This window comes from Arthrobacter sp. 135MFCol5.1 (assembly GCF_000374865.1).
Classification (GTDB): domain Bacteria; phylum Actinomycetota; class Actinomycetes; order Actinomycetales; family Micrococcaceae; genus Arthrobacter.
In genome coordinates, this window is sequence record NZ_KB895462.1 from 103,140 (window position 1) to 127,056 (window position 23,917).

A 23,917-nucleotide genomic window follows, 5' to 3' on the forward strand; every position below is an offset into this window, starting at 1 on the left:
GGTACACGGGATAGAGGTCCCCATCGCGGGGTCTTGCGGGGCTTCGGTAGGCTTGGCCCGGGGAAAGAAAGCCTACTGCCTGTCCCGCGAACAGGACCGTATCTGGCAACACAATCTGAGGGAAAAGTAACGCTGTGACAACTCTGCTGGGGAAGCTTGGGCTGAAGAAGCGACACAAGAAGGCCGCCGCCGGGACTGCGTTTGGTGTGGCGGTGGCAGTGGTGGTGACCGGTGCGGTGTTGTACCCGGGGTTCAAGACCACTGAGGTTGAGCTGAACGATGGCGGCGTGTGGGTGGTGTCAAAGTCCAAGAACGCTGTTGGGCGGTTGAATTATCCTTCGCGGGTGCTTGATGGTGCTGTGACGCCGGCGTCCACCACGTTTGATGTGTTGCAGCATGCAGGCGAGGTGTTTGTTGACGACGCGACCGGTTCGACGCTGAACCAGGTGTCCCCGGCGAATATGCGCCTGGGTGGAGACAAGCAGCTGCCGGGTTCTGCTGCGGTGAGTTTTGGTGCGCAGACAATTTCGGTGACGGATCCGGCGTCGGGCAAGGTCTGGGCCGTGTCGCCATCGACGGTGAATGGTTTTGATGAGGAAGCATCGGAGCCCGTCATGGTGGGTTCTGAGGGGATTGTTTCCGCGGTGGGGTCTGATGACCGGATTTATTCGGCGGACCCGAAGTCCGGCGTGGTGTCCGTGACGGGGGTGGATGCCAATGGCGCGGTGACGTCGTCGGAGTCCAGTACCTGGGAGGGGCTTAAGGGTTCCGGCGATCTGCAGATGACGGTGGTGGGGGATAAGCCGGTGGTGTTGGATGCTGCGGCGGGGAACCTGTTCTTGCCCGGCGGTAAGCGGCTGGTGTTGGAGAATGCGCGGGATGCGAAGTTGCAGCAGTCAGGGCCGGGCAGTGATTTTGTTGCCGTTGCGACGCGGAAGGCGTTGTTGAAGCAGCCCCTGGACGGGGCGACGGCGAAGACGGTCTCGTTCGATGGTGAGGGCGTGCCTGCGGCTCCGGTGCAGTTGGGCGGGTGTGTGCACGCGGCGTGGTCGGGAGCCAACAAGTACATCCGGGACTGCACCAATGATGCGGATGACAAGAATGTTGCGGTGCCGAAGGCGAGTGCGTCGCCGTCGTATGTGTTCCGGGTGAACCGGGACCTGGTGGTCCTGAATGATGTGAATTCGGGCAACGTGTGGCTGGTGAACCAGAACATGCAGCTGGTCAACAACTGGGACGACGTCGTCCCGCCCAAGAACCAGTCCGATGACCAGGACCAGGAATCGGCGGACAACAACACCATCAACGTCCTGCCTGACCGCACTAAACCCAACCGGCCACCGGAAACCAAGCCCGACGCCATCGGCGTCCGGCCTGGACGCACTACGATCCTCAGCGTCCTGGACAACGACTCGGACCCCGACGGCGACGTCCTGACCGCTGCCGTGGCGCCGGAAGCCGCACCCAAATCGGGCACCCTCGAAAGCATCTACGGCGGCACTGCCTTCCAGATCACCGTTCCGGCGGATGCCAAACCAGGCACTGAGACCTTTAACTACAGCGCCTCCGACGGCCGCGGGCTCTCCGCCACCGGGCAGGTCACGCTCAGCGTTGTGGGGCCTGACGAAAACAAGCCGCCCAAGTTCAAGCGCGGCGAGGACACCACCATGCTGGTGGAGCAGGGCAAGACGGTCAGCCAGAACATCCTGACGGACTGGATCGACCCCGACGGCGATGATCTGGTCCTCCTCGACGCGAAGGCCGACAACGACCAGGACCAGGTCAAGGTCCGGCGCGACGGCCTGCTCACCTTCCAGGATTCCGGTGCGACCGCCGGCAAGAAGAACGTCCAGGTCACCATCTGGGACGGCCGCGCCACGGTCACCGGCAAGGTGGTGGTCAACGTCCAGCCCCCCGGCGCCCTGGCGCCGGTGGTCAACGCGGACCATGTCACCGCCGTCGTGGGCCAGGACCTGGTCATCTCGCCGTTGAAGAACGACGTCGACCCGAACGGCGGTGCCCTCCGGCTGGCCCAGGTGGAAGCCAACGGACCGGCCGAACTCGGGCCCGTCACGGACGGCGGCACCTTCACGTTCCGCAGCAGCACCCCCGGGCCGGTGTACCTGACGTACATTGCCAGCAACGGGCCGCAGAGCAGCCAGGGGCTGATCCGTGTCGACGTCGAATCCGGCAACGACGGCGGCGATCCCGTCGCGGTCCACGACGTGGCACTGATGCCCACCGGCGGCAGTGTCCTGCTGGACCCCCTGGCCAATGACTCCGACCCCTCCGGCGGCGTCCTGGTGCTGCAGTCCGTCAAAATCCCGGACAACGCCCCGGTATCGGTCAGCGTGATCAACCACAGCGTCCTGCGGATCACCGACATCCTGGGTACCAAGGACCCCCTGATGTTCGAATACACCATGTCCAACGGCAAGAAATCCGCCACGGGCAGTGTCTCGGTCGTGCCCGTGCCGGCGCCGGCCGTGCTCGAAGCACCCCAGCCCAAACCGGACGAGGTGAACGTCCGGGTCAACGACGTCGTCACCATTCCCGTCCTTGACAACGACACCCACCCGCAGGGGCAGGAACTGACCGTGGACCCCGTCCTGCCGCAGGCCGTGGACCCGGCTGACGGCAAGAGCTTCGTTTCCGAGAACACCGTCCGCTTTATTGCCGGCAGCCAGCCCAAGACGGTGCGCGCCATCTACAACGCCGTCGATCCGCAGGGCCAGAAGAGTGCCGCCGCGGTGACCATCCACATCCTTCCCCTGGAAGGTGCGGAGAATTCCCGGCCCCAGCCGCGGAACCTTACCGCCCGGGTGGTGGCTGCCGGGACGGTCCGGATCCCGGTTCCCCTCGACGGCATCGACCCCGACGGCGACTCCGTCCAGCTCACGGGCATCGACAGCACCCCCGCCATGGGCACCGCGACGGTAGGCAGCAACTTCATCGACTTCACGGCGGCCGGCGACGGCGCCGGTACGGACACGTTCCGCTACAAGGTGGTTGACCGCCAGGGTGCCGTGAACACAGGCACCGTAACAGTTGGCATCGCCCCGCGCGGAGAGGTGAACCAGAAGCCCACGCCCGTGGACGACGAAGTCCGGGTCCGTCCCGGCCGCCAGATCGCCGTCGACGCCACCGCTAACGACACCGATCCCGACGGCGACCGCATCCGCATCCTCACCGACGGCATCGAAGCCGATCCCGCACTCCAGGCGACAGTCAGCAGGAACAGCGGCCGCATCATCCTCCTGGCCCCGAACGAGGCAGGAACCGTCAACGTGCGCTACACCATCGCCGATGACCGGGACGCCACCGCCCAGGCCACCATCCGCCTGGTCGTCGATAACAACGTGCCCCTGAAGGCGCCGATCGCCCGTGACGACAGGGTGACCTCAGCCCAGGCAATGGGCAAGACCGCCGTCGACGTCCCGGTCCTGAAGAATGACGAGGACCCGGACGGCGTGGGCGAGAACCTCAAGATCAGCACGGAGGCCACCACCGCCAGGCCCGGCGGCAACGGCAATGTCCTGGTAGACCTGACCAAGGATCCCCAGCTCATCCCGTACACCGTGGAAGACGTGGACGGACTGCAGTCCACCGCGGTCATCTGGGTACCGGGCCTCGGCCAGCAGGTTCCCACCCTGGCCAAGGACGACGTCATCGAGGTGGTAGCGGGCCAGTCCGTCGACGTAAACCTCAACGAATGGGTAAAGGTCCGCGAGGGCAGGTCGCCCCGGCTGACCCAGGCGGACCGGATCAAGCTCATCGGCGCCGACGGCGGCAACCCCGTCATTGGCGACGGCACCGGCCTGAAATACACCGCGGGAACAGACTACGTGGGCCCCGGGTCCCTGACGTTCGAGGTGACGGACGGAACCGGACCGGACGATCCCGCCGGCCTGAAGTCCACCCTCAGCATCCGCACCAAGGTGCTTCCGGACCCCAACAAGAACAACCCGCCCGAGCTGCTTGGCTCGGACGTGGACGTTCCCAAGGGCGACACTGCCAGCACGGACCTGGGCAAGCTGACTTCCGATCCGGACCAGGGCGACCTCGAAAAGATGAAGTATGAACTGGTGGGCGGAGCGCCCGGCGGCTTCAACGTCAGCATCGACGGCAAGACCCTGAAGGCTTCGGCGGCGGACTCCACCGCCACCGGGACCAGGGCCGCCGTCCAGGTCAAGGCCAGGGATCCGCGCGGGCTTGAGGCAACGGCCACGTACCAGCTTTCGGTGACCGCCTCGAACCGGCCCAAGCCGGTGGCCAACGACGACGTCGAAGCGAACGCCGCCGCGGGCAAGCCCGTCACCATCAACGTGCTCGCCAACGACGCCAACCCGTTCCCGGAGACCCCGCTGAAGATCATTGCCGCAAACACCGAAACGGGCACCGGCAACGTAGGCGTCAATGGCGACTCGGTGACCGTCACTCCGGCGCCCGGTTTTACCGGGACCATGGTGGTGGCCTACACCGTGGAGGACAAGACCGGTGACGCGTCCCGGCATGCCACGGCGCGCATCCGCTTGACCGTCAAGGACAAGCCCGCGGCCCCCACCACGGCGCAGGCACAGAGCGTGGGTGACCGCACGGCGCTGCTAAACTGGACCGCCCCGGCCGACAGGGGCTCGCCCATCACCAAGTACACGGTGTATGGCGAGGGCGGGTTCCGCCAGGATTGCCCGGCCAACACCTGCACCCTTAATGGCCTGACCAACAACACCACCTACCACTTCCAGGTGACGGCCACGAACGAGTTCGGCGAGTCCGACCGCTCGCCGGCCTCGGCCGATGTCCGGCCGGACGTGAAGCCGGATACCCCTTTGGCGCCCTCGCTGAAATTTGGCGACAAGCAGCTGACCGTCAACTGGACCCAGCCCGCCAGCAAGGGATCGCCGGTGAAGTCCTACGACCTGGAAATCTCGCCGGCACCGGCAGGCCAGAACGCACAGATCCAGGGCCTGACGTCGGTCAGCTATGTCTGGAAGGGGCTGCAGAACGGCGTTTCCTACAAGGTCCGGGTCCTGGCACGCAACGACGCCAAGGAACCCTCCGAATGGAGCCCGTACTCGGCAGCGGAGGTGCCCGCGGGTGTTCCCGCGACGCCCACCGCGCCGAGCGTGTCGCAGGCAACTCCGGTGGGCTCGCAGAGCCAGCTGCGGGTGGTCTGGTCCGCGCCGAACAACAATGGTGACCCTGTCTCGTCCTACACCTTGACCACCCTCCGCGGCGGTGCGGCGGTGGCCAGCCAGCAGGTATCCGGAACGTCGCAGAACGTCACCGTGGATAATTCGGAAACGAACTACACCTTCACGGTCTCGGCCACCAACAAGGCCGGAACAGGCGGCACGAGTGCCCAGTCCGCCCCCATCCGGGCAGCAGGCAAACCGGGCCAGGTGAGCAGCGGGACAGTCGCGGAAACGGGAACCAGCGGACAGCTGAAAGTGACGTTCACGCCGCTGAGCGAGGCGCAGCGGAACGGGTCCACCGCGAGTGAAATGACCTATTCGTACAACGCTGACGGCAAGAGCGGCCCGATCCCAGCCGGCGGTGGAACCATCGGCGGCATGACCAACGGCAGGGACATCACGGTGACCATCATCGCGACGTCCACGAAAAACACCATGTCCGGCGATGCCAAGGCGATCGGGACAGCCAACCCGTATGGGCCGGCAAGCGCCCCCAACGTCAACGGCACCACGTCAACGAAGGGCGACGGCCAGGTGCACTGGACCTGGAACGATCCGAGCACGAACGGCCGGCCCCTGAGCTACTACGAGGTCAGTTACGAGGGCGGTGGCTGGGTCAACGTTGGAAAGGCCAACCGCTTTGACCGCGACGCTGGTGGCTGGAACCAAAGCCGTCAGTTGCGGGTTCGGGCGGTCACGGTGACCGACGGCGCGATCGGGTCGGCCACCTCCAAGTCCGGTGCAGACCCAACCCCGCCGCCGCCCACGGAGTGGAACGTCACGGCCAGCCCCACACGCAGCTGCACGGAGCCTCGCAAGGGGACGGACAGCTTCGTTGACGGCAACCCGTCCCAATGCACGGGCGCGGGCAAATGGCTCGACGCCGGTGCCCCGTCCACGGCCGACCGCTACCAGGTCTGGTACAAGACCTCGAACAACCCCAGCGGTATCTGGTACCACCTGAACTCGGGTATGGCCTCGGGCAACTGGCTCCGCTGTGACACGTCCAACGTCGGCTGCAACCCGCCGAACGGCATGCCGAACCGCTAGCAACCGCATCCATCTTGTGGGCCCGGGTTTCCCGGGCCCACAAGGCAACTTTCGATCCATCTAAAGGAAGCACATTTCATGACCATGACCATGGAGCAGGCCGAATGGTTTGCCGGTACGTTCGAAAAGCTGGTTGCCAACGTGGGGCAGGCGGTGCTGGGCAAGGAACACGTCATCAGGCTGACCTTCACGGCCATGCTGGCCGAGGGCCACGTCTTGTTCGAGGACGCGCCCGGAACCGGCAAGACCTCCCTGGCCCGGGCCCTCGCGGCCACCGTGCAGGGGTCCAACAACCGCATCCAGTTCACCCCTGACTTGCTTCCTTCCGACGTCACCGGCGTGACCATCTACGACCAGAAGACGCAGAAGTTCGAGTTCCACAAGGGCCCGATCTTCAACAACATCGTCCTGGCCGACGAAATCAACCGTGCCTCGCCCAAGACCCAGTCCGCGCTGCTTGAGGTCATGGAAGAGTCACGGGTCACCGTGGACGGCGTGACCTACTCCGCCGGCCGGCCGTTCATGGTCATGGCAACCCAGAACCCGATCGAGCAGGCGGGTACCTACCGCCTCCCCGAAGCCCAGCTGGACCGGTTCCTGATCAAGACCTCCATCGGGTATCCGGACCACGCCTCCACGGTCCGTCTGCTCGGCGGCAACAACCTGAAGGACCGCTCCAAGGAACTCTCCGCCGTCATCACCACCCAGGCCGTGGCGGACATGGCAGACCTCGCCGCCACCGCGCACGTGGACACCGCGGTGCTGGAGTACATTTCGCGGCTGTGCGAGGAAACCCGCAGCGCCCCCGAGACCCGGCTGGGCGTGTCCGTGCGCGGCGCGCTGGCCATGGTCCGGGCCGCCAAGGTCTGGGCTGCCTCGCAGGGACGGAACTTCGTCCTGCCGGATGACATCAAGGAACTGGCACCCGTGGTGTGGACGCACCGGTTCGTGATGGACCCTGAGGCGGAATTCTCCGGCGCCACCGCAGAGGCCGTCCTGGCCAGGATCCTGGCCGACGTCGCCGCCCCGCAGCAGCGCACCAACGCCTGACCGGTCCGGCGCGCAACCAACGGCTGCACGCCGGCCCCTTTTCCTTTCCACCGCAACAACGAAGGCACACCCACATGTCCGACGGCACGTCCACCGGCACCCCGTTGACCCGGTTCGCGGAGCGGTTCCGGCTCCTTTTCCACCGGAACGGCCGCCCCACCCGCCTGCACCCTGCAGCGGTGTGGTCTGAAGCCAGCAACACGGCCCTCCTTGCCCTTACCCCGGCCTGGCGGACCATCCGGACCACCTGGCTGACGTACGTTTGGCCGGTGCTGTCCGTGGTCAGCATCCTGGGCTGGTCCGTCCTCGCCGCCTCGGTCCTGCTGTGGATTACCGGCCAGGCGTTCGGCTGGCAGGAAGCCACGGCAGCCGCCATCGCCGCCTTCGCCATGTTCGTGATCGCGGTCGCCTTCATCCTCGGCCGGTCCTCCTATGGCGTGGTCCTGGACCTTGCCCGGACCCGCGTGGCGGTGGGGGACAGCGCCGTCGGAAGCATCGCCGTCTCCAATACTTCCGCCCGGCCGCTGCTGCCAGCCGCGCTGGAACTTCCGGTGGGCAGCACCACCGCCGTGTTCCACCTGCCCAGGATGAAGCCAGGCCAGGTCCACGAGGACCTCTTCACCATCCCCACCGCCCGGCGCGCCGTCATCGTGGTGGGACCGGTCCGCTCCGTCCGGGCCGACCCGCTGCACCTCCTGCGCCGGCAGGTCCTCTGGACCGAGCCGGAAGACCTGTTCGTGCATCCCCGGACCGTAGCCCTGGCCGGTTCGGCGGCGGGCTTCATCCGCGACCTGGAGGGCATGCCAACCACGGACCTGTCCAGCGCCGACGTCTCCTTCCACGCCCTGCGCGACTACGTGCCCGGGGACGACCGCAGGCACATCCACTGGAAGACCACCGCCCGGACCAACAAGCTGATGGTACGCCAGTTCGAGGAAACCCGCCGCGCCCACCTGGCCATATCGCTGTCCATCAACACGGAGGAATACGCCTCCGAGAACGAATTCGAGCTGGCTATCTCGGTGGCAGGGTCCATCGGCCGGCAGGCCATCCGCGAACAGCGGGAACTGGACGTCCTCACCCAGAAAGGCCCGCTGCGCTGCGAAACCGGCCGCAACCTGTTGGATGACATGACCCGGATCGTCGGCGCCCCGATGCGCCGCACCGCCGTCGACCTTGCCCGGACCCTGGCGGACACCGTCCCCAACGCGTCCGTGGTGTTCTTCGTGGTGGGAAGCAACGTGACCGCCACCCAGCTCCGCTCCGCAGCCGCTTCCGTCCCGCCGGGAGTCCGCAGCCTGGCCGTCCGGGTGGAAGCCGGCGCAGCGCCCACCCGGGCCAACATCGCAGACCTGACCGTCCTGACCCTCGGCGACCTGGCCGACCTTGCCATCGTGCTGAGAAAGGCCGCCGCATGAGCACCGCACCGGGCCAGATCCCGCAAACCCGTACACGCCGCAAAGCCCCCAGCCCGGAGTCCGCCTTCGCCCACGGCCGGCCGTGGCACTTCCTGCTCGACGCCGGCGCCCTGGTTGTCCTCCTGGGGCTGGGCCTGCTCGGCTTCGGTTTGAGCTTCGGCGGCGATCCCTACTACCTGCTGTCCGGATTCGGCGGCATCATCCTTGGCCTGGGCATTGGCGCCGCCAACGCGCACCTGCGCCTGGGCCTGCTGATCACCACGGCCCTGGCGCTGGCAGCTTACCTGGTCTTCGGGACTTGGCTGGCGGTGCCGGACTCGGCCATCGCCGGTTTCGTCCCCTCCCTGGATTCCCTGCGGACCCTGCTCCTGGGCGTCGTGTTCGCCTGGAAGGACATGCTCACCGTCGGGGTGCCGGTGGGAACTGCCGGCGGCGTGCTCATCGTGCCCTTCCTCAGCTCGCTTATCACCGCACTCGTGGCCGCGCTCCTGACGTGGCGCGCGCGGAGCCCCTACCTGCCCCTGCTGCCGGTCCTGGTCCTGTTCGTCGCCGGCATTGCCTTCAGCACCAACGCGGCGTTCCTGACCCTGGAACGCGGCATCGGCCTGACAGTCCTCGGCATAGCCTGGGCCACGTTCCGCCGGGACATCCTGCGGCGGGACAGCACCCGAAGGGTTGCCGTTAACACCCCGCAGGCCGACAGCGGCACGGCCCGGCGTGCCCAAATCCGGCGGCTGGGAATGGCAGCGGGCGTGATTGCCCTCAGCGTGGGCGTCACCGCCGTGGCTGCGCCCCTGGTCAACGCCGGCGAGGACCGCAAAGTCCTCCGCAACGTGGTGGTCCCGCCGTTCGACCCCAAGGACTATGTCACGCCGCTGGCGAGTTTCCGGACCTACGTCAAAGACAAGAAGGACGACACCCTGTTCGTGGTCAAGGGGCTGCCGCGGGACGGCCGGGTACGGCTGGGTGCCTTGGACGCCTTCAACGGGACCAACTACAACATGGATCCCAACGGCTCCGGTAACTTCAGCAAGGTGGGCGACGCCAAGTCCATCAACACCCTTGCCGATTCGGCCGGGGTAGTGCCCACCAACGACTACTCGATCAGCATCAACATCGAGGACTACCAGGGCTTCTTCGTCCCCGGCGGGCGGAAGACCACCGGCATCAGTTTTGACCAGTCCGGTTCCGCCGCGGCTGCAGGCCTCTACTTCAACCCCGGGACGGACACCGCCGTCACCACCAACGGCCTCACCCGCGGCGATTCGTACAGCGTGCAGGTTTCGGATCCCGTCAAGCTTGAGCACGGCCAGCTGACCCAGTACGACTTCGCGAAAGTCTCCCTCCCGGATCCACTGGAGGTGCCGCCCGTCGTAGGCTCCCAGGCCAACGACCTTTCCGCGGACGCCCCCACGGCGATCGACCGGGTCCGCCAGATCGAGGCCCATTTCCAGAAGACAGGTGCGTTCAGTAACGGCCTGGTCAGCGAAGGACAGCTGCCCAGCGTTTCCGGCCACGGCTCGGCCCGGATCCGGAACCTGCTCACCGCCAAGCAGATGCTCGGCGACGACGAGCAGTACGCCGTGGCGATGTCCCTGATGCTCCGGCACCTGGGCATCCCGTCCCGGGTGGTGATGGGCTTCTATCCTGAGCCCACCAGCCCGGAAAACGGTGCCGGCGAAGTGAAGATCACCGGAAAGGACGTCCACGCCTGGGTGGAGGTTGCGTTCGAGCGCGTCGGCTGGGTCAGCTTCGATCCCACCCCGCCCAAGGACAACATCCCCATTCCGCCGGACCCGGAAAGCAAGTCAAAGCCCAAACCGCAGGTGCTGCAGCCGCCGCCCCCGCCACAGGAGCCCGCGGACCTGCCGCCGGACTCGTCGCCGGACGCGCTGGACGCTGACCAGAAGAAGAACAATCCGTGGTTGTTCTGGGGCGCACTGCTGGGTGCCCTGGGCGTCGTCGCCATCCCCGTGGTGATCCTTGCGCTCCCGTTGCTGCTGATCGCCTTGCTGAAGACACGACGCCGGAAACAGCGTTTCCGGGACGGCCATCCGGCCCAGCGCGTCGGCGGAGGCTGGAGCGAAGTGGTGAGCCTGGCAACGGACATGGGCGCCGCCGTCGACACCCGGTCGACACGCCGGGAAAGCGCCGCCGTGCTGGCCGAGGCGTTCCCTGCCAGCCAGGGAACCACAACGCTCCTGGCCCGCCGGGCCGATGCCTCCATCTTCGGCGCCGGCCAGCCCACGGAAGAGGAGGTCAAAGAGTACTGGACCATCGTGGACGGCTCGCTCAAGGAGATGACCGCCACCGTGGGGTTCTGGCGCCGGCAACAGGCACGTTTCTCGCCCCGTTCCCTGCTCAGCGACGCCCGGACCGCGATGAACTCCGGCGGCGGGCTTTCCCTTCGCCGCCTCCGGGCGGGACTGCCTGCGCTGGCAGCCCTGTCCGCCGCCGGCCGTCGCCGCCCCGGCACCGGAGGTACTGACACGCCCGGCACGCCGGCAGGTGACCAACAAGGCCCCGGGGCGCCCGCAAGCGAACCGCAGGGCCCCGGCGCGCCGGAGGCCAACCAGCAGGAAACCAGCCAGCAAGGAACGAACCAGCAGGGAACCAGCCAGCAAGGAACGAACCAGCAAGGACCAAGCCAGCAGTGACCTCCGACGTCGACCGTTGCCCGCGCTGCCAACAAACCGTCCGCGCGGGAGCCACCTTTTGCGCGGCCTGCGGTGCGCCGCTTCCCAACCGGGCGGCGCGCCGCAACCGCGGCCAGGGCCCTGGCCCGCACGATGACCAGGCCGGCGCCCGGGACGGGCATGCCGCGCATGCGCCGGGGATTCCCGGTACTATCCCGGTAGTAGAAAGGCCTCCGGCAGCACAGCCGGCGGGCATCGCATATCCGGGTACCGCTCCTGCGGGCACCGATCCGGGCAGTGCCGGCGGTTCCACCAGGGTGGGGGCCGCTCCAGGGGGAGGAACGGGAATGGCAGTAAACCTCGAGCTTGTTCCGGCTGCGGCGGGCAAGCGGTTGGGCGCTGCCGTCATCGACTGGCTGCCCGGCGTGGCAGTGCTGGTGGTGACGTTCGCCATCGGCTTCGCCGGGATCACCCGTTCCCGAAGCGGCGGCTTCATTGTCTACGACACCTCGTCCCTGGTGCTGTTCGGCGGCATCGGCCTCGGGCTGACCCTTGCCTACCTTTTTGTGGTGCTGGGCCTGGAAGCCCGTACCGGCAGGACCCCCGGCAACCTGCTCATGGGCATCCGCAGCGCGGACCAGGACGGCTACGCGCCCGGGGCCGGAGGTGTCTTCCTTCGGGGCGCGATCACCGGCGCGGGCATCCTGCTGTCCCTGGTGGCTGCGGTCCTGGTGGTGGTGTTCAAGTGGTTTGATGCCGCCATGTTCATCCTCGGCCCGCTGCTCCTGCTGGGTGCTGTGTGGGCGGTGCTGGTAGTGGTTTCGAGCCAGTGGGACAAAAACGGCGGGCTGCGGGCCTGGAACGACACCGCCGCCAAGACCCTCGTGTTCGACGTCAAGGCGGGGCGCGACCCCATCACCACGGGGGGCATCCAGGGCCCGTACAGCTTCGCGCCACTGGACCTTCCGCCCGTTCAGCAGGTCCTGTCTCCGGTAGCCGGGGCCAGGACGGCCACCACCGCGGCCGCCCGGCAGCCCACGCCACAGCCTGCCCCGGGGCTGGCCGCCCAGGCCCCGCAGCCGCCGGCCGCCCAGGCCCCGCAGCCGCCGGCCGCCCAGGCGCCGCTGCCGCCATCCGCCCAGCCGCAGACAGCCCTTCCCCAGGCAGTCCCGCTGCCGCCAGCAGCCCAGGCCCCGGCATCCCAATTCGCTCCACCCCAGGCGGCGGCACCCCAGGCTCCTGCACCGGCCGCTGCGGCTCCATCGCAGACCATGCCCTACACCAGCCCTGCCTCCTTCGCGCCGCCATCCGTGCAGGACGCCCCGTATCCCGCCACCGCCTATCCCGCAGCGACCCAGAACCCGCAGCCCGTCACGCCGCACGCCGCCCAGCCGGCGGCCGGCAGCCACGGGTTCGCCCCGGGCGCCCAGGCGTCCACGGCAGGCCACCGGGTGCCCGGGCCGCACCTTGACGACGACGTCGAACGTACCCAGGTGCGTTCGGATACCGGCGGGCCCGCCCCCGTGGCGGTCCTGCGGATCCGCCTGGACGACGGCCGCGACTTCCAGCTGGACCGCAGCGTCCTGGTGGGCCGCAACCCGGTAGGCCAGCCCGGGGAACAGCATGCCCAACTGCTGGCCGTGGATGATCCCGGACGCTCCATCTCAAAAACCCACCTGCATCTGCTCACCGATGGTGCGGGGATATGGGTTACGGACCGGCAGTCCACCAACGGCAGCGCCGTGACCACCCCTGACGGCCTGCGCACCCCCTTGGCGCCGGGCGTCCCAACGTTTGTTACCCCCGGCTCCAGTGTGCATTTTGGAGACCGCACCTTTTACCTAGGACAGGCATGAACCAGCACCCCGCCAGTGTTTCCTCCACCATCCAGCCGGGGCCGGGCCTTAGCCTCACCTACGGCTACGGGACGGACAGGGGACTCCGCAGGGAGCTGAACGAGGATTCCTACATTGCGGCGGATCCCGTCTTCGCGGTGGCCGACGGCATGGGCGGCCACGAGGCCGGCGAGATCGCCAGCGGCCTGTGCGTAAGGGCCTTGGCCGGGATTCCGCAGCTCGCCACCGGTGAGCGGAGCATTACGGCCGCGGTCCTGCAGCAGTACCTTGTGCGGGCGGACAACTCGATCCGTGAGGCCGCGGGAGCCCGCGCCGGCACCACCCTCACGGGCGCGGTGGTGGTGGAACAGATGGGCATGCCGTACTGGCTGGTGCTGAACATCGGCGACTCCCGCACCTACCGGCTCAGCCAGGGCCGGTTCGAGCAGATCAGCGTGGACCACTCAGAGGTCCAGGAACTCGTTGATGCGGGCGAGATCACCGCCCAGGAAGCCACCGTGCATCCCCGCCGGCACGTGGTCACCCGGGCCCTGGGCACGGGGGATGAGACGGAGGCTGACTACTGGCTCCTCCCAGTCGAGGAAGGAGACCGGGTCCTGGTCTGCTCGGACGGGCTGACCGGTGAACTGGCGGACGAGGACATCCTCCGCATCCTCAGCACCGTGGCCCAACCGCAGGACGCCGTGGACGCCCTGATCCAGGCTGCCCTGCGCAGCGGCGGCAGGGACAACGTCACGGCCATCGTGGTGGACGCCAAGAACGTGGCGAACGACGACGGCGCCGGCACCACCGCGCCACGCTACAGCCCGGCGGACCGGGACGAGGAGACGCTGCCGCGTCCGCTGGCCAACGGCGCGGTGACGCAGCCCTTGCCTGAGCAGCCGGAGGCCGGCACGGACGCCGAGGGGGAGGGCGACAATGACCGCCGCTAGCTACATTCCGGGTAGCTGGCTTGGTGTCGTCCGGTCCGGCACGGCCGTCCTCCTGGGCCCCGAATCACCGGCCGAACTTGCCGGTGCCCTCTGGGAACTCCTGGCAGCCCGGCCGGAACCGCATGAGGTCCTTGCTGCCGTGACCAGCAGCTCGGGCGGGTCGCTGGCCCGCATACCCTCCTTCGGCATCCTGGACTTCAACGGTTCGCTGAGGGTCTTCCTGCGCGGCAACCTCGACCTTCGCGTGGAGCAGCCCGGCGGAGCCGTGGACCTGGACGGCCGTGACGTCACCACCTGGAACGAACGCCGGTTTGTCGTCCCCGGGATGTGCCGGCTGGACATCGCTGACGCCGGCGGAGACCAGCCCGAGCTGCCGCTCGGCGAGGGGGTGGTTTTGCTGCAGGCGCTGACGCTCGGCGTCCCGTCCGGGCCAGCCGCCGTTGCAGCCCCCGCTGCCAAGGAACGGGCCGCAACAACGGAACACCCGGCTGCAGCGGAAAGTCCTGTCGAGGCACAGGGCCCGGACCAAGCCGAAAACCCGGTTGTCGTCGAAAGCGTGGTTGCGGTCGCAAACCCCGTGGTCGTCGAAAGCGTGGTTGCGCTGGATTCTCCAGGCACGGCCGGGGACCCGGGCGCAGAAGCCCGCTCCACCCTGACCGACTTTGCCGGGGAGGACGAGCTCCCCGGCACCCCCACTCCTGAGCACGGGGCATCCGCCGAGACGGTTCTGGCAGTGATCGATGAAGACCAGGAGGGGCTCCCCGCGGATACCGCAGACGCCGCGGAGGCCGTGGGGGAAGCCGCCGACCCTGATGCCACGATTGCCCCCGGCACCATCATCCCCCCTGACCCGGCGGACGCGTCCGGCGCGGGGGAAGACGATGGGCCGGAGGAAGATGCGCCGCCGGCCGGTGACACCGCATCGGCTGAAGCGGGTCCCGCGGTGGAAATGACCACGTCCTACGACCACCTGTGGGACCGCACCGTGATGCGGAACATCGAGGACGCGGCAGTCCGTGAGGACCCGGACGCCGACTCCGGCCTCATCGCTGTCAGCCCGCAGCCCGCCCTGCCTGCGGCCGAACAGCCCGCCGCCCTGGGCCCGGCCGACGACGCGTCCACGGCCGGACAGCAGTCCGGTTCCGATGCCGGGCCGGGCGCCGGGCCGGGCGCCGGGGCGGACGGTTCCGCGGGCAGCGACCCAGCCTGGGGCGCCAGGCGGAGCCCCAACCCCACCCCGGATCCCGGGCCGGAAGCGCAGGCTCCCGCCGGCGGCCTCATCGATTCCGTACCGTGGCGCACCGGCGGAAACGCGGCCGCTCCGTCGTCGGCCCCGTCCGGCCCATCCTTGGGGACACCTCCTGCCGTCACCCGACCGGCAGGCCCTGAAGCATCTGCGAACCGTGCTCCCGCGCCGGCCTTCCCCGCAAGCCAGGCCCCTGCGGCAGGAACTCCCGACCAGGCCCCTGCCGCCGGCTTCGATCCCGACCATGACGGCGAGACTGTCATGAAGAGCAGCCTCCCCGGAATGGCTCCGCATCCAGCGGCTCCGGCCGCCGTCCAGGACCCCGCCAATGGACCAATGGTGCTGGCCCGCGTCTGCGCCCAGGGCCACGCCAACCCACCCACCCGTGCCCTCTGCAGCGCCTGCGGGGGCAGCCTGCTGCCGGACGCCGTCCAGGTGGCGCGCCCCAGGCTGGGGCGGGTGCGCCTGTCCACCGGCGATGTGCTGGACCTCGACCAGTCGATGGTCATCGGGCGGCAACCGTCGGTATCCCGCGTCCAGGGCGGTGTGATGCCGCGCCTGGTGCAGGTTGCGAGCCCGGGCGGTGACATTTCCAGGTCCCACGTCGAAGTCCGGCTCGAAGGCTGGCACGTCATGCTCTGCGACCTGAAGGCCACCAACGGCACCGTGTTGGTGCGTGAGGGCCAGCCGCCGCGCCGCCTGGCCCAGAACGAGATGGCCATCCTGCTCGATGGCGACATCGCGGAACTGGGCGACAACATCTCACTGCGTTTTGAGGAGATTCCTTGAGTTCCAAACGGCCCGTAGCGCCGCCGCCCCGGATCCAGGGGTTCACGTACATCAGCCTGCTCGGCTCGGGCGGGTTCTCTGACGTCTACCTGTACGAACAGGACAGGCCGCGCCGGAAAGTCGCCGTGAAGGTGCTGCTCTCCGATTTGAAGACCGAGGGCGCCCGCCGGCGCTTCGAGTCCGAAGCCAACCTGATGGCCCAGCTGTCCTCGCACCCTTACATCGTCACCATTTTCGAAGCGGAAGTGACCGACGACGGACATTCCTACCTGGCCATGGAGTACTGCTCCCGGCCCAGCCTGGACGTGCGCTACCGGCGGCAGCGCTTCAGCGTGGACGAGGTCCTGGCCGTCGGCATCCAGGTGGCGTCCGCCGTCGAAACCGCGCACCGTGCCGGCATCGCCCACCGCGACATCAAGCCGGCCAACATCCTGGTGACGGACTACAACCGCCCGGCCCTGACCGACTTCGGCATTTCCGGAACCCTGGCAGGCGACACGGACGACGACTCGGGGATGTCCATCCCGTGGTCCCCGCCCGAGCAGTTCCGGGATGGAAGCGTTGACGGCGTCATGGTGGACGTATGGGCCCTCGGCGCCACCCTCTATACCCTGCTGGCCGGCCGCTCGCCCTTCGTCATGCCCGGGGCGGACAACTCCCAACGCGAACTGATCAACAGGATCAGCAACATGGCCCTGCCGCGGTTGGGCCGGGCAGACGTGCCGGAGTCGCTGGAACTGGCGCTGTCCACCGCCATGGCCAAGTCCGCACAGTCCCGCTACAGTTCCGCGCACGCATTCGCCCTGGCACTGCAGCGCATCCAGGCCGAACTGAACCTCTCCGTCACGCCCTTCGAAGTGCTGGAGGAACCGCAGCAGGAGGAAAGCCATCCGGACAACGGAACCGAGGAAACCCGGGTCCGCAGCATCGCCGCCATTGATCCCGAACGGACCGGCAGCGCACCGACGTTTCCCGCGCGCACCCGCCCCAGCCAGCCCGGCGGCACGGACGCAACCGGTCCCAGGGGAGGTGCCGCCCCGCCGTCGCACTTCACTCCCGCCGCGCCTGGCCAATGGCAGCCCGCCCCATCCGTACCCCACCTTCCGGCCGGGCCGGCCGCACCGGAGGCAGCCGACGGCGTCCGGGCGGGGGAGTGGGCACAGTCAACCGTGCTGCGGGGCAGCGCCGCGGCACCACACTATGGTGCGCCCGTCACCGGTCCGGCGGGGAGCAGCGAAGATCCGGCGTACGCCGCGGACGCTACGGTCCAGCGGGCGGTAAAAACCGCGGAGCCACAGCAGGCGCCCGAGGCCGACCACGGCAAACGCAACCTCTGGCTCGCCCTCGCCGGGGGAACCCTGCTGGCACTTGCGGCGGTGGTGGGCATCGTGGTGGCGAACTCGGCCACCGGAACCCCCAAGGCCGTGGAAACCCAACAGGTCAGCAAACCTCCCGCGGACGCCCTGGACAACGGCACCGTCCCCGACGTCGAAGGTCTCAAGGGCTCCATCGGGGCCGACGGGGAAGCCACCTTCACCTGGACCAACCCGCAGCCCAAGGACGGGGACACCTACAAGTGGAAGGTGTACACCATTGGCGGCAACAGCGCCGAATTCACGTCCGTCGCGAACCCGCCCGTCAAGATCCGGCCCAACCCCGGCGGACAGACCTGCATCCAGGTGATGATCGTGCGCACCGACGGCGCATTTTCACCCATGGAGGAGGGCTCCATCGCCTGCACCGACCAATGAGCGGCCTGCACGCACCGGCGGGGCGGCCGCTCCGCACCACCAGCACTGACGGTTACCGCAACACTTCTGCCTTGAGGAGGCACAGATCATGGGGGATCTAGCAATAGATTTCTGTGGCGAATGGTACGAGCCATCCGACGAGGACATCTTCAACATCGGCCGCGAAGGCGACCTTGAAGTGGACGACAACCCGTACCTGCACCGGCAGTTCCTGCAGGTTGCCCGCTACGACGGCATCTGGTGGCTCAGCAACGTCGGCAGCATGCTCTCCGCCACGGTGGCCGACGCTTCCGGTGGCATGCAGGCGTGGCTTTCCCCCGGCGCCCGGATCCCGCTGGTGTTCAGCCACACGAACATTATTTTTACGGCCGGCCCGACCACCTATGAGTTCGCCGTGCACTTGAAGACGCCATCCTTCCGGCAGGAAGCCCGTGAGGACAGCAGCGGCGGCGACACGACGATTGGACCGGTGGTCTTCACGGATGCCCAGAAGGCCCTGATCGTGGCGCTCGCCGAGCCGGTCCTCCGGCGCGAAGGCACCGGCTTCAGCACCATTCCGTCCTCGGCCGCGGCCGCGAAGACGCTGGGCTGGGCGCTGACCCGCTTCAACCGGAAGCTGGACAACGTCTGCGACAAGCTGGACAGGGTGGGCGTCGTCGGGCTGCGCGGAGGCGGCGGCAAACTGGCGACCAACCGCCGTGCCCGGCTGGTGGAGCACGCCGTCACCACGCACCTGGTAACACCCGATGACCTGTACCTGCTGGAGAAGATGAGGGGCGTGGACGAAGGATGAGGATCCGCCTGACACTCCGCCGCGAGCCCGCCGACGCCAAGGATCTGGCCGTCACGGTGGACGGCCTGGCCACTGTGGCCGACATCGCCACCGTGTTGTGGGCTGCTGATCCGGACCGGAAAGGAACGCCCCCTCCGGAGAACCTCTCGCTGCGCATCGATGAAGCGTTCGTCGGTGCCGGCATCAGCGGAAATGTCCTGGCCCGCCAGGACAACCTGCTCGAATCAGGCCTGCGCCCCGGCTCGGTGGTATCGCTGGCCCAGGTCAGCGAGCAATTCCATGAGCCCGGCGCCGGCCGCGGACCGGCTGCGGCCACCTTGCGTGTCCTGTCAGGGCCCGACGTCGGCCGTGAATTTTCGCTGCCCACCGGCACCAGCTACATCGGCCGGGACCGGGACGTCGATATCCGCCTCACGGACCCCCTCACCTCCAAGCGGCATGCCCGGATCACCGTGGCGGAGGGCATCGAGATCGTGGACACGAACTCCGCCAACGGCCTGTTGATGGACGGACTTCCCGTCACGCGCGCAACCCTGAACTCCTCCGACACGGTGACGCTGGGGGACACCACGGTCACCGTGGTTCCGCTGGGCCACAACCATGCGGCAGCGCCGACGTCGCCCCTGGTGGACTTCAACCGTTCCCCGCGGGTGGTGCCCCGCTTCGAGGTGCCCAAACGGGTCCTGCCCTCTGGCCCCAAACGCCCCGAAGACCACCCCTTCCCGTACATCATGCTGGTGGCGCCGCTGATGATGGGCGCCGTGATCTTCGCGGTCACGCAAAACGTGCTGTCCATGGTGTTCATGCTGATGATGCCGTTGTTCATCGTGGGCCATTACGTGGACCAGAAGATGCGGACCAGGAAGCAGCAGAAGGAGCAGCTCAAGCAGTTCCGGGCGTCCATGGCGGCGCTCCGGCAGGACCTGACGGAACTGCAGCAGGTGGAGCGGGCTGTCCGGCTGCAGGAAGCACCGTCGGTCAGTGACACGGTGGATGCCATCTATAAGCTGGGCCCGCTGCTGTGGACCCACCGCCCGGAGCATTCCTCGTTCCTGGGCCTCCGGTTTGGGCTGGGCACGGCGCCGTCCCGGGTCCCGCTGGAGGAACCCTCCAGCAATGACACCGAAGTACAGTACAGCCGCGAAATCCAAGACTGCATCAAGCAGTTCAGCGAGATCGAAGGCGTTCCGGTTGTCTCCCAGCTGCGGACCTCCGGTGCCTTGGGCATCGCCGGTGCCCGCGGCCTGGTGGACGATGTGGCCCGGGGAATGGTGCTGCAACTGGTAGGCCTGCATTCCCCGGCCGAGGTTGTCCTCACCGCCATCACATCCGCCCAGTCGCGCGGGCGCTGGGATTGGCTGCAGTGGCTGCCGCACGTCGGCTCCGGCCACAGCCCGCTGGGCGGGGACCACCTTGCGGCGGGCTCGGCCGGCGGATCCTCCCTGCTGGCCCGGCTTGAGGACCTGGTGGACGCCCGCGAAGCCGCGGCCAAGCGGTCGGGTCCGGAGCTGCGCCCGGGCATCGACCCCGACAAGCACGACCTCGAAGAGCCTGTCCTGCCCGCCGTGCTGGTGGTCGTGGAGGATGACGCGCCCGTCGACCGCGGCCGGCTGACCCGGCTGGCCGAGCGGGGACCCGATGCCGGCGTCCACGTCCTGTGGGTGGCCACGGACATCCAGGCGCTGCCGGCCGCCTGCCGCGACTTCATGGTGGTGGACGGCGAGCACGGCACCACCACCGGACAGGTGCGCCTGGGCCGGCACACCTACCCGGTCAGCTGTGAGAGCGTGGACGCGGAGCTGGCGGCCCAGCTCGCGCGGATGCTGGCTCCCGTGGTGGATGTGGGCAAGCCGGTCAACGACGACTCCGACCTGCCGCGGGCCGTTTCGTATGCCACCCTGATCGGCAAGGACTTCCTGGACAACCCGCAGGCGGTGGCCGAGCGCTGGACCGAAAACAACTCCGTGCACGCCACCGCCGTGGCGAACCGCAAGGACAACGGCACCCTCCGCGCACTCGTGGGTTCCAAAGGCATCGAACCGCTCTACCTCGACCTGAAGAATGAGGGCCCGCACGCCCTGGTGGGCGGTACCACCGGTGCAGGAAAGTCCGAGTTCCTGCAGTCCTGGGTCATGGGCATGGCCGCCGCCTACAGCCCGGACCGGGTGAGCTTCCTGTTCGTCGACTACAAGGGCGGCGCCGCGTTCGCGGACTGCATCAACCTGCCGCACACCGTGGGACTGGTCACCGACCTTTCCCCGCACCTGGTGCGCCGGGCCCTGACGTCCCTGCGCGCCGAGTTGCACTACCGCGAACAGCTGCTGAACCGGAAGAAGGCCAAGGACCTGCTGGCACTGCAGCGGGAAGCCGACCCGGACGCACCGCCCTACCTGATCATCATCGTGGACGAGTTCGCCGCCCTGGCCAACGAGGTTCCCGAGTTCGTTGACGGCGTGGTGGACGTGGCGGCCCGCGGACGGTCCCTGGGCCTGCACCTCATCCTGGCCACCCAGCGGCCGGCCGGTGTCATCAAGGACAACCTCCGCGCCAACACCAACCTTCGCGTGGCCCTCCGCATGGCCGACGAGGAGGACGCCACGGACATCCTGGGCGTCCCGGACGCTGCCTATTTCGATCCCGCCATCCCCGGCCGCGGCGCAGCCAAGACCGGCCCGGGCAGGATCCAAGGGTTCCAAACCGGTTACGCGGGCGGCTGGACCACGGACAAGCCGCAGCGGCCGCAGATCGACATCGTGGAGATGGCCTTCGGTTCCGGTCCCAGCTGGGAGGCGCCCGCGCCCGACAAGCCCCTGGCGCAGGAGCCTGCCGGCCCCAATGACATTGCACGGATGACGTCCACGATCGTGCACGCGGCGGACTCGCTGGACATCAGGGCGCCCCGCAAGCCGTGGCTGGATGAGCTGGCCAAGACCTACGACTTCTCCAAGCTGCCGAATCCCCGCACGGACGAACAGCTGCTGCTGGGCGTTGCCGACGACCCCGTGCACCAGGAGCAGCCCACCGTGTTCTACGAACCGGACAGGGACGGCAACATGGCCATTTACGGCACGGGCGGCTCCGGCAAGTCGGCCGCACTGCGGGGCATCGCCATTGCCGCCGCGGTGACTCCGCGCGGCGGACCGGTCCACGTCTACGGCATCGATTGCGGCTCTGCGGGATTGCGGATGCTCGAGGAGCTTCCGCACGTCGGTGAAATCATCAACGGCGACGACGTCGAACGCGTGGGGCGCCTGCTGCGGCTCCTGCGCGACATCGCCGAGCTGCGGTCAGCGCAGTTCGCCGAGGTACGTGCGTCCACCATCGTCGAATACCGGAAGCTCGCGAACCGGCCGGATGAGAAGCGGATCTTCGTGCTGGTGGACGGCATGTCGGCGTTCCGTGAGGCATACGAGCACAGCAAGCTCTCCGGACTGTGGGACATCTTCCTCCAGCTGGCCACCGACGGCCGCACCCTGGGCATCCACCTGGTGGTGACGGGCGACCGGCCAAACGCCGTGCCGGCCTCCCTGCTGGCCTCGATCCAGCGCAGGCTGGTCCTGCGACTGTCCTCCGAGGACGACTACATCTCCCTGGATGTGCCCAGGGACGTCCTTACCGCCACCTCGCCCCCTGGGCGCGGTCTCCTCGACGGCCTCGAAGTCCAGCTGGCAGTCCTGGGCGGTAACTCGAACCTGGCCCTGCAGGCCCGCGAAGTCCACAAACTCAGCGAAGCCATGCAGCGCCAGGGCCTGGACACCGCCCCCGGAATCGAACGGCTCCCGGACCAAGTGGACCTGGACGTCCTGCCCGCCGGCAGCCCGGACCTGCCCGTCATCGGCGTGGACGACGAATCGCTGCAGCCGGCCGAGGTCATGGCCCGCGGCCCGCTGCTCCTGGCGGGCCCGCCAGGGTCCGGGCGTACCGTTGCACTGGTCACCCTGGCCTACGCGCTGCGCCGGTCCAACCCCGCCACCGAGCTGATCTACCTCGGCTCCCGCCGCTCCGCCGTCGCGTCCCTGCCCATCTGGAACCGTTCCGTGGTGGGCCCGGATGATCTCGCCGAGGTGGTGGAGGACCTGGTGGAGCACTCAACCGGAAACCCCGGTTCGGTGGCCATCTTCATCGAGGGCCTCACCGAGTTCACGGACACCATCGCCGAATCCGGCATTGCCCAGCTGGTCACGGCGTCCCTCAAGGCAGACCAGTGGGTGATCGGCGAGTCCGAGTCCTCCACCTGGTCCTCGGCCTGGCAGCTTGCCCAGCCCTTCAAATCCGGCCGGCGGGGACTGCTGCTCAACCCCGGGGACATCGAAGGGGACGGCCTGCTCAACACCTCCCTGGGCCGGGTCAGCCCGGACTTCATTCCCGGCCGGGGCTACGTGGTGGGACGCGGCAAGGCACGGAAGATCCAGGTGGCGTTGCCGCCCGAAAACCGGGACTGAGCAGCCCGGAGATGTGCGGGGCCGCCGCAGCCGCGGATTTGCGGCCCCGCACGGCGCTGTAGAAGACTACCGGGGACACCAGAAAGCCGCGGTGGGGGGACTGCGCGCAGCGAAAGGTAGCAATGGCCCCGTCCGCACCGGTTCTCCGCACTGTTTCGACGACGGCAACAGCAGCTGTCATGGCATTGGCCCTCGGCATCTTCCCGGCCGGGGCGGCGGCCGCCGCCCCCCTGGCCGCACCTGCCCAGCCTTCATCCACCCAGGTGTCGGGAACCCAAACGGCGCCGGACTGCGGGCTGCTCTGCCTGCCCGTCCTCGCCAGCAGTCCGGACACCGGCCAAACCGGGCGGCCGCGCAAGTCCAAGGACCCCGTACCGCCGACCGCCCAGCCCGCGCCTCCCGCCGCCGAAGCTCCGGTCCAGCCGCCACAGCCCGCCGGGCCCCCGGCCGCCACCGCGCCACCAGCCGACGCTTCGGTGCCGGCTGCAGACGCGGAAGCAGCAACCGACGGCGCGCCAACCGCAGTCCCATCGGCCGACGCCGGGTACCGCCCGCCCACCGGTCCTTCCAGCGGGGTCGACTGGAACAGCCCGGTCACCCGGTCCGCGGCGCCAACCCAGCTGGCTGCCGTGTCTCCCGCCCGGGGCGAAGGCCCCGGCGGCCCGGCGCTCCTGCCCATCGCACTGGGAACGGTGCTGTTGGCCATAGCGGCCGGCGCGTTCACCTGGTGGAACCGCAACCGGCTCCGGTCGCACTGAC

The 23,917-nt window shown here is 68.4% G+C and carries 11 protein-coding genes; all 11 read left to right on the forward strand.

Going from position 1 to position 23,917, the window contains the following annotated elements:
* Nucleotides 1–134 precede the first annotated feature (134 nt).
* The 11 genes from C563_RS0115580 to C563_RS22480 all read left to right on the forward strand — a co-directional run bounded on the left by C563_RS0115580 (nucleotide 135) and on the right by C563_RS22480 (nucleotide 23,916).
* Nucleotides 135–6,245: an Ig-like domain-containing protein gene (locus tag C563_RS0115580; RefSeq protein ID WP_018763001.1), complete on the forward strand. Its 6,111-nt coding sequence runs from the start codon at nucleotides 135–137 to the stop codon at nucleotides 6,243–6,245.
* Nucleotides 6,246–6,323: 78 nt separating this feature from the next.
* Nucleotides 6,324–7,295 (forward strand): AAA family ATPase, encoded by a 972-nt coding sequence (locus C563_RS0115585; protein ID WP_018763002.1) that lies wholly within the window; start codon nucleotides 6,324–6,326, stop codon nucleotides 7,293–7,295.
* A gap of 74 nt (nucleotides 7,296–7,369) precedes the next feature.
* Nucleotides 7,370–8,713, forward strand: a complete 1,344-nt coding sequence (locus tag C563_RS0115590; protein ID WP_018763003.1) for a DUF58 domain-containing protein — start codon at nucleotides 7,370–7,372, stop codon at nucleotides 8,711–8,713.
* Entirely contained in the window at nucleotides 8,710–11,370 is a 2,661-nt protein-coding gene (locus C563_RS0115595; RefSeq protein WP_018763004.1) for a transglutaminase-like domain-containing protein, read from the forward strand. Before C563_RS0115590 ends, C563_RS0115595 begins: the two co-directional genes overlap by 4 nt.
* Nucleotides 11,367–13,205: an RDD family protein gene (locus tag C563_RS0115600; protein WP_331271253.1), complete on the forward strand. Its 1,839-nt coding sequence runs from the start codon at nucleotides 11,367–11,369 to the stop codon at nucleotides 13,203–13,205. Before C563_RS0115595 ends, C563_RS0115600 begins: the two co-directional genes overlap by 4 nt.
* Nucleotides 13,202–14,137, forward strand: a complete 936-nt coding sequence (locus tag C563_RS0115605) for a PP2C family protein-serine/threonine phosphatase (protein WP_018763006.1) — start codon at nucleotides 13,202–13,204, stop codon at nucleotides 14,135–14,137. Before C563_RS0115600 ends, C563_RS0115605 begins: the two co-directional genes overlap by 4 nt.
* Entirely contained in the window at nucleotides 14,124–16,172 is a 2,049-nt protein-coding gene (locus C563_RS0115610; RefSeq protein ID WP_018763007.1) for an FHA domain-containing protein, read from the forward strand. Before C563_RS0115605 ends, C563_RS0115610 begins: the two co-directional genes overlap by 14 nt.
* Nucleotides 16,169–17,923: a serine/threonine-protein kinase gene (locus C563_RS0115615; RefSeq protein ID WP_018763008.1), complete on the forward strand. Its 1,755-nt coding sequence runs from the start codon at nucleotides 16,169–16,171 to the stop codon at nucleotides 17,921–17,923. Before C563_RS0115610 ends, C563_RS0115615 begins: the two co-directional genes overlap by 4 nt.
* An 88-nt stretch (nucleotides 17,924–18,011) precedes the next feature.
* Entirely contained in the window at nucleotides 18,012–18,716 is a 705-nt protein-coding gene (locus tag C563_RS0115620; RefSeq protein ID WP_018763009.1) for a hypothetical protein, read from the forward strand.
* Entirely contained in the window at nucleotides 18,713–23,158 is a 4,446-nt protein-coding gene (locus C563_RS0115625) for an FtsK/SpoIIIE domain-containing protein (RefSeq protein WP_018763010.1), read from the forward strand. The genes C563_RS0115620 and C563_RS0115625 overlap by 4 nt, the downstream gene beginning before the upstream one ends.
* A 122-nt stretch (nucleotides 23,159–23,280) precedes the next feature.
* Nucleotides 23,281–23,916 (forward strand): hypothetical protein, encoded by a 636-nt coding sequence (locus C563_RS22480; RefSeq protein ID WP_155845199.1) that lies wholly within the window; start codon nucleotides 23,281–23,283, stop codon nucleotides 23,914–23,916.
* Nucleotide 23,917 lies beyond the last annotated feature (1 nt).

Bases quoted from the DNA above. Each gene is read 5' to 3' on its own strand.
- C563_RS0115590 (WP_018763003.1), top strand. From the start codon at position 7,370: ATGTCCGACGGCACGTCCACCGGCACCCCGTTGACCCGGTTCGCGGAG.
- C563_RS0115620 (WP_018763009.1), top strand. From the start codon at position 18,012: ATGGGGGATCTAGCAATAGATTTCTGTGGCGAATGGTACGAGCCATCC.
- C563_RS0115625 (WP_018763010.1), top strand. From the start codon at position 18,713: ATGAGGATCCGCCTGACACTCCGCCGCGAGCCCGCCGACGCCAAGGAT.
- C563_RS0115610 (WP_018763007.1), top strand. From the start codon at position 14,124: ATGACCGCCGCTAGCTACATTCCGGGTAGCTGGCTTGGTGTCGTCCGG.
- C563_RS0115585 (WP_018763002.1), top strand. From the start codon at position 6,324: ATGACCATGACCATGGAGCAGGCCGAATGGTTTGCCGGTACGTTCGAA.
- C563_RS22480 (WP_155845199.1), top strand. From the start codon at position 23,281: ATGGCCCCGTCCGCACCGGTTCTCCGCACTGTTTCGACGACGGCAACA.
- C563_RS0115595 (WP_018763004.1), top strand. From the start codon at position 8,710: ATGAGCACCGCACCGGGCCAGATCCCGCAAACCCGTACACGCCGCAAA.
- C563_RS0115605 (WP_018763006.1), top strand. From the start codon at position 13,202: ATGAACCAGCACCCCGCCAGTGTTTCCTCCACCATCCAGCCGGGGCCG.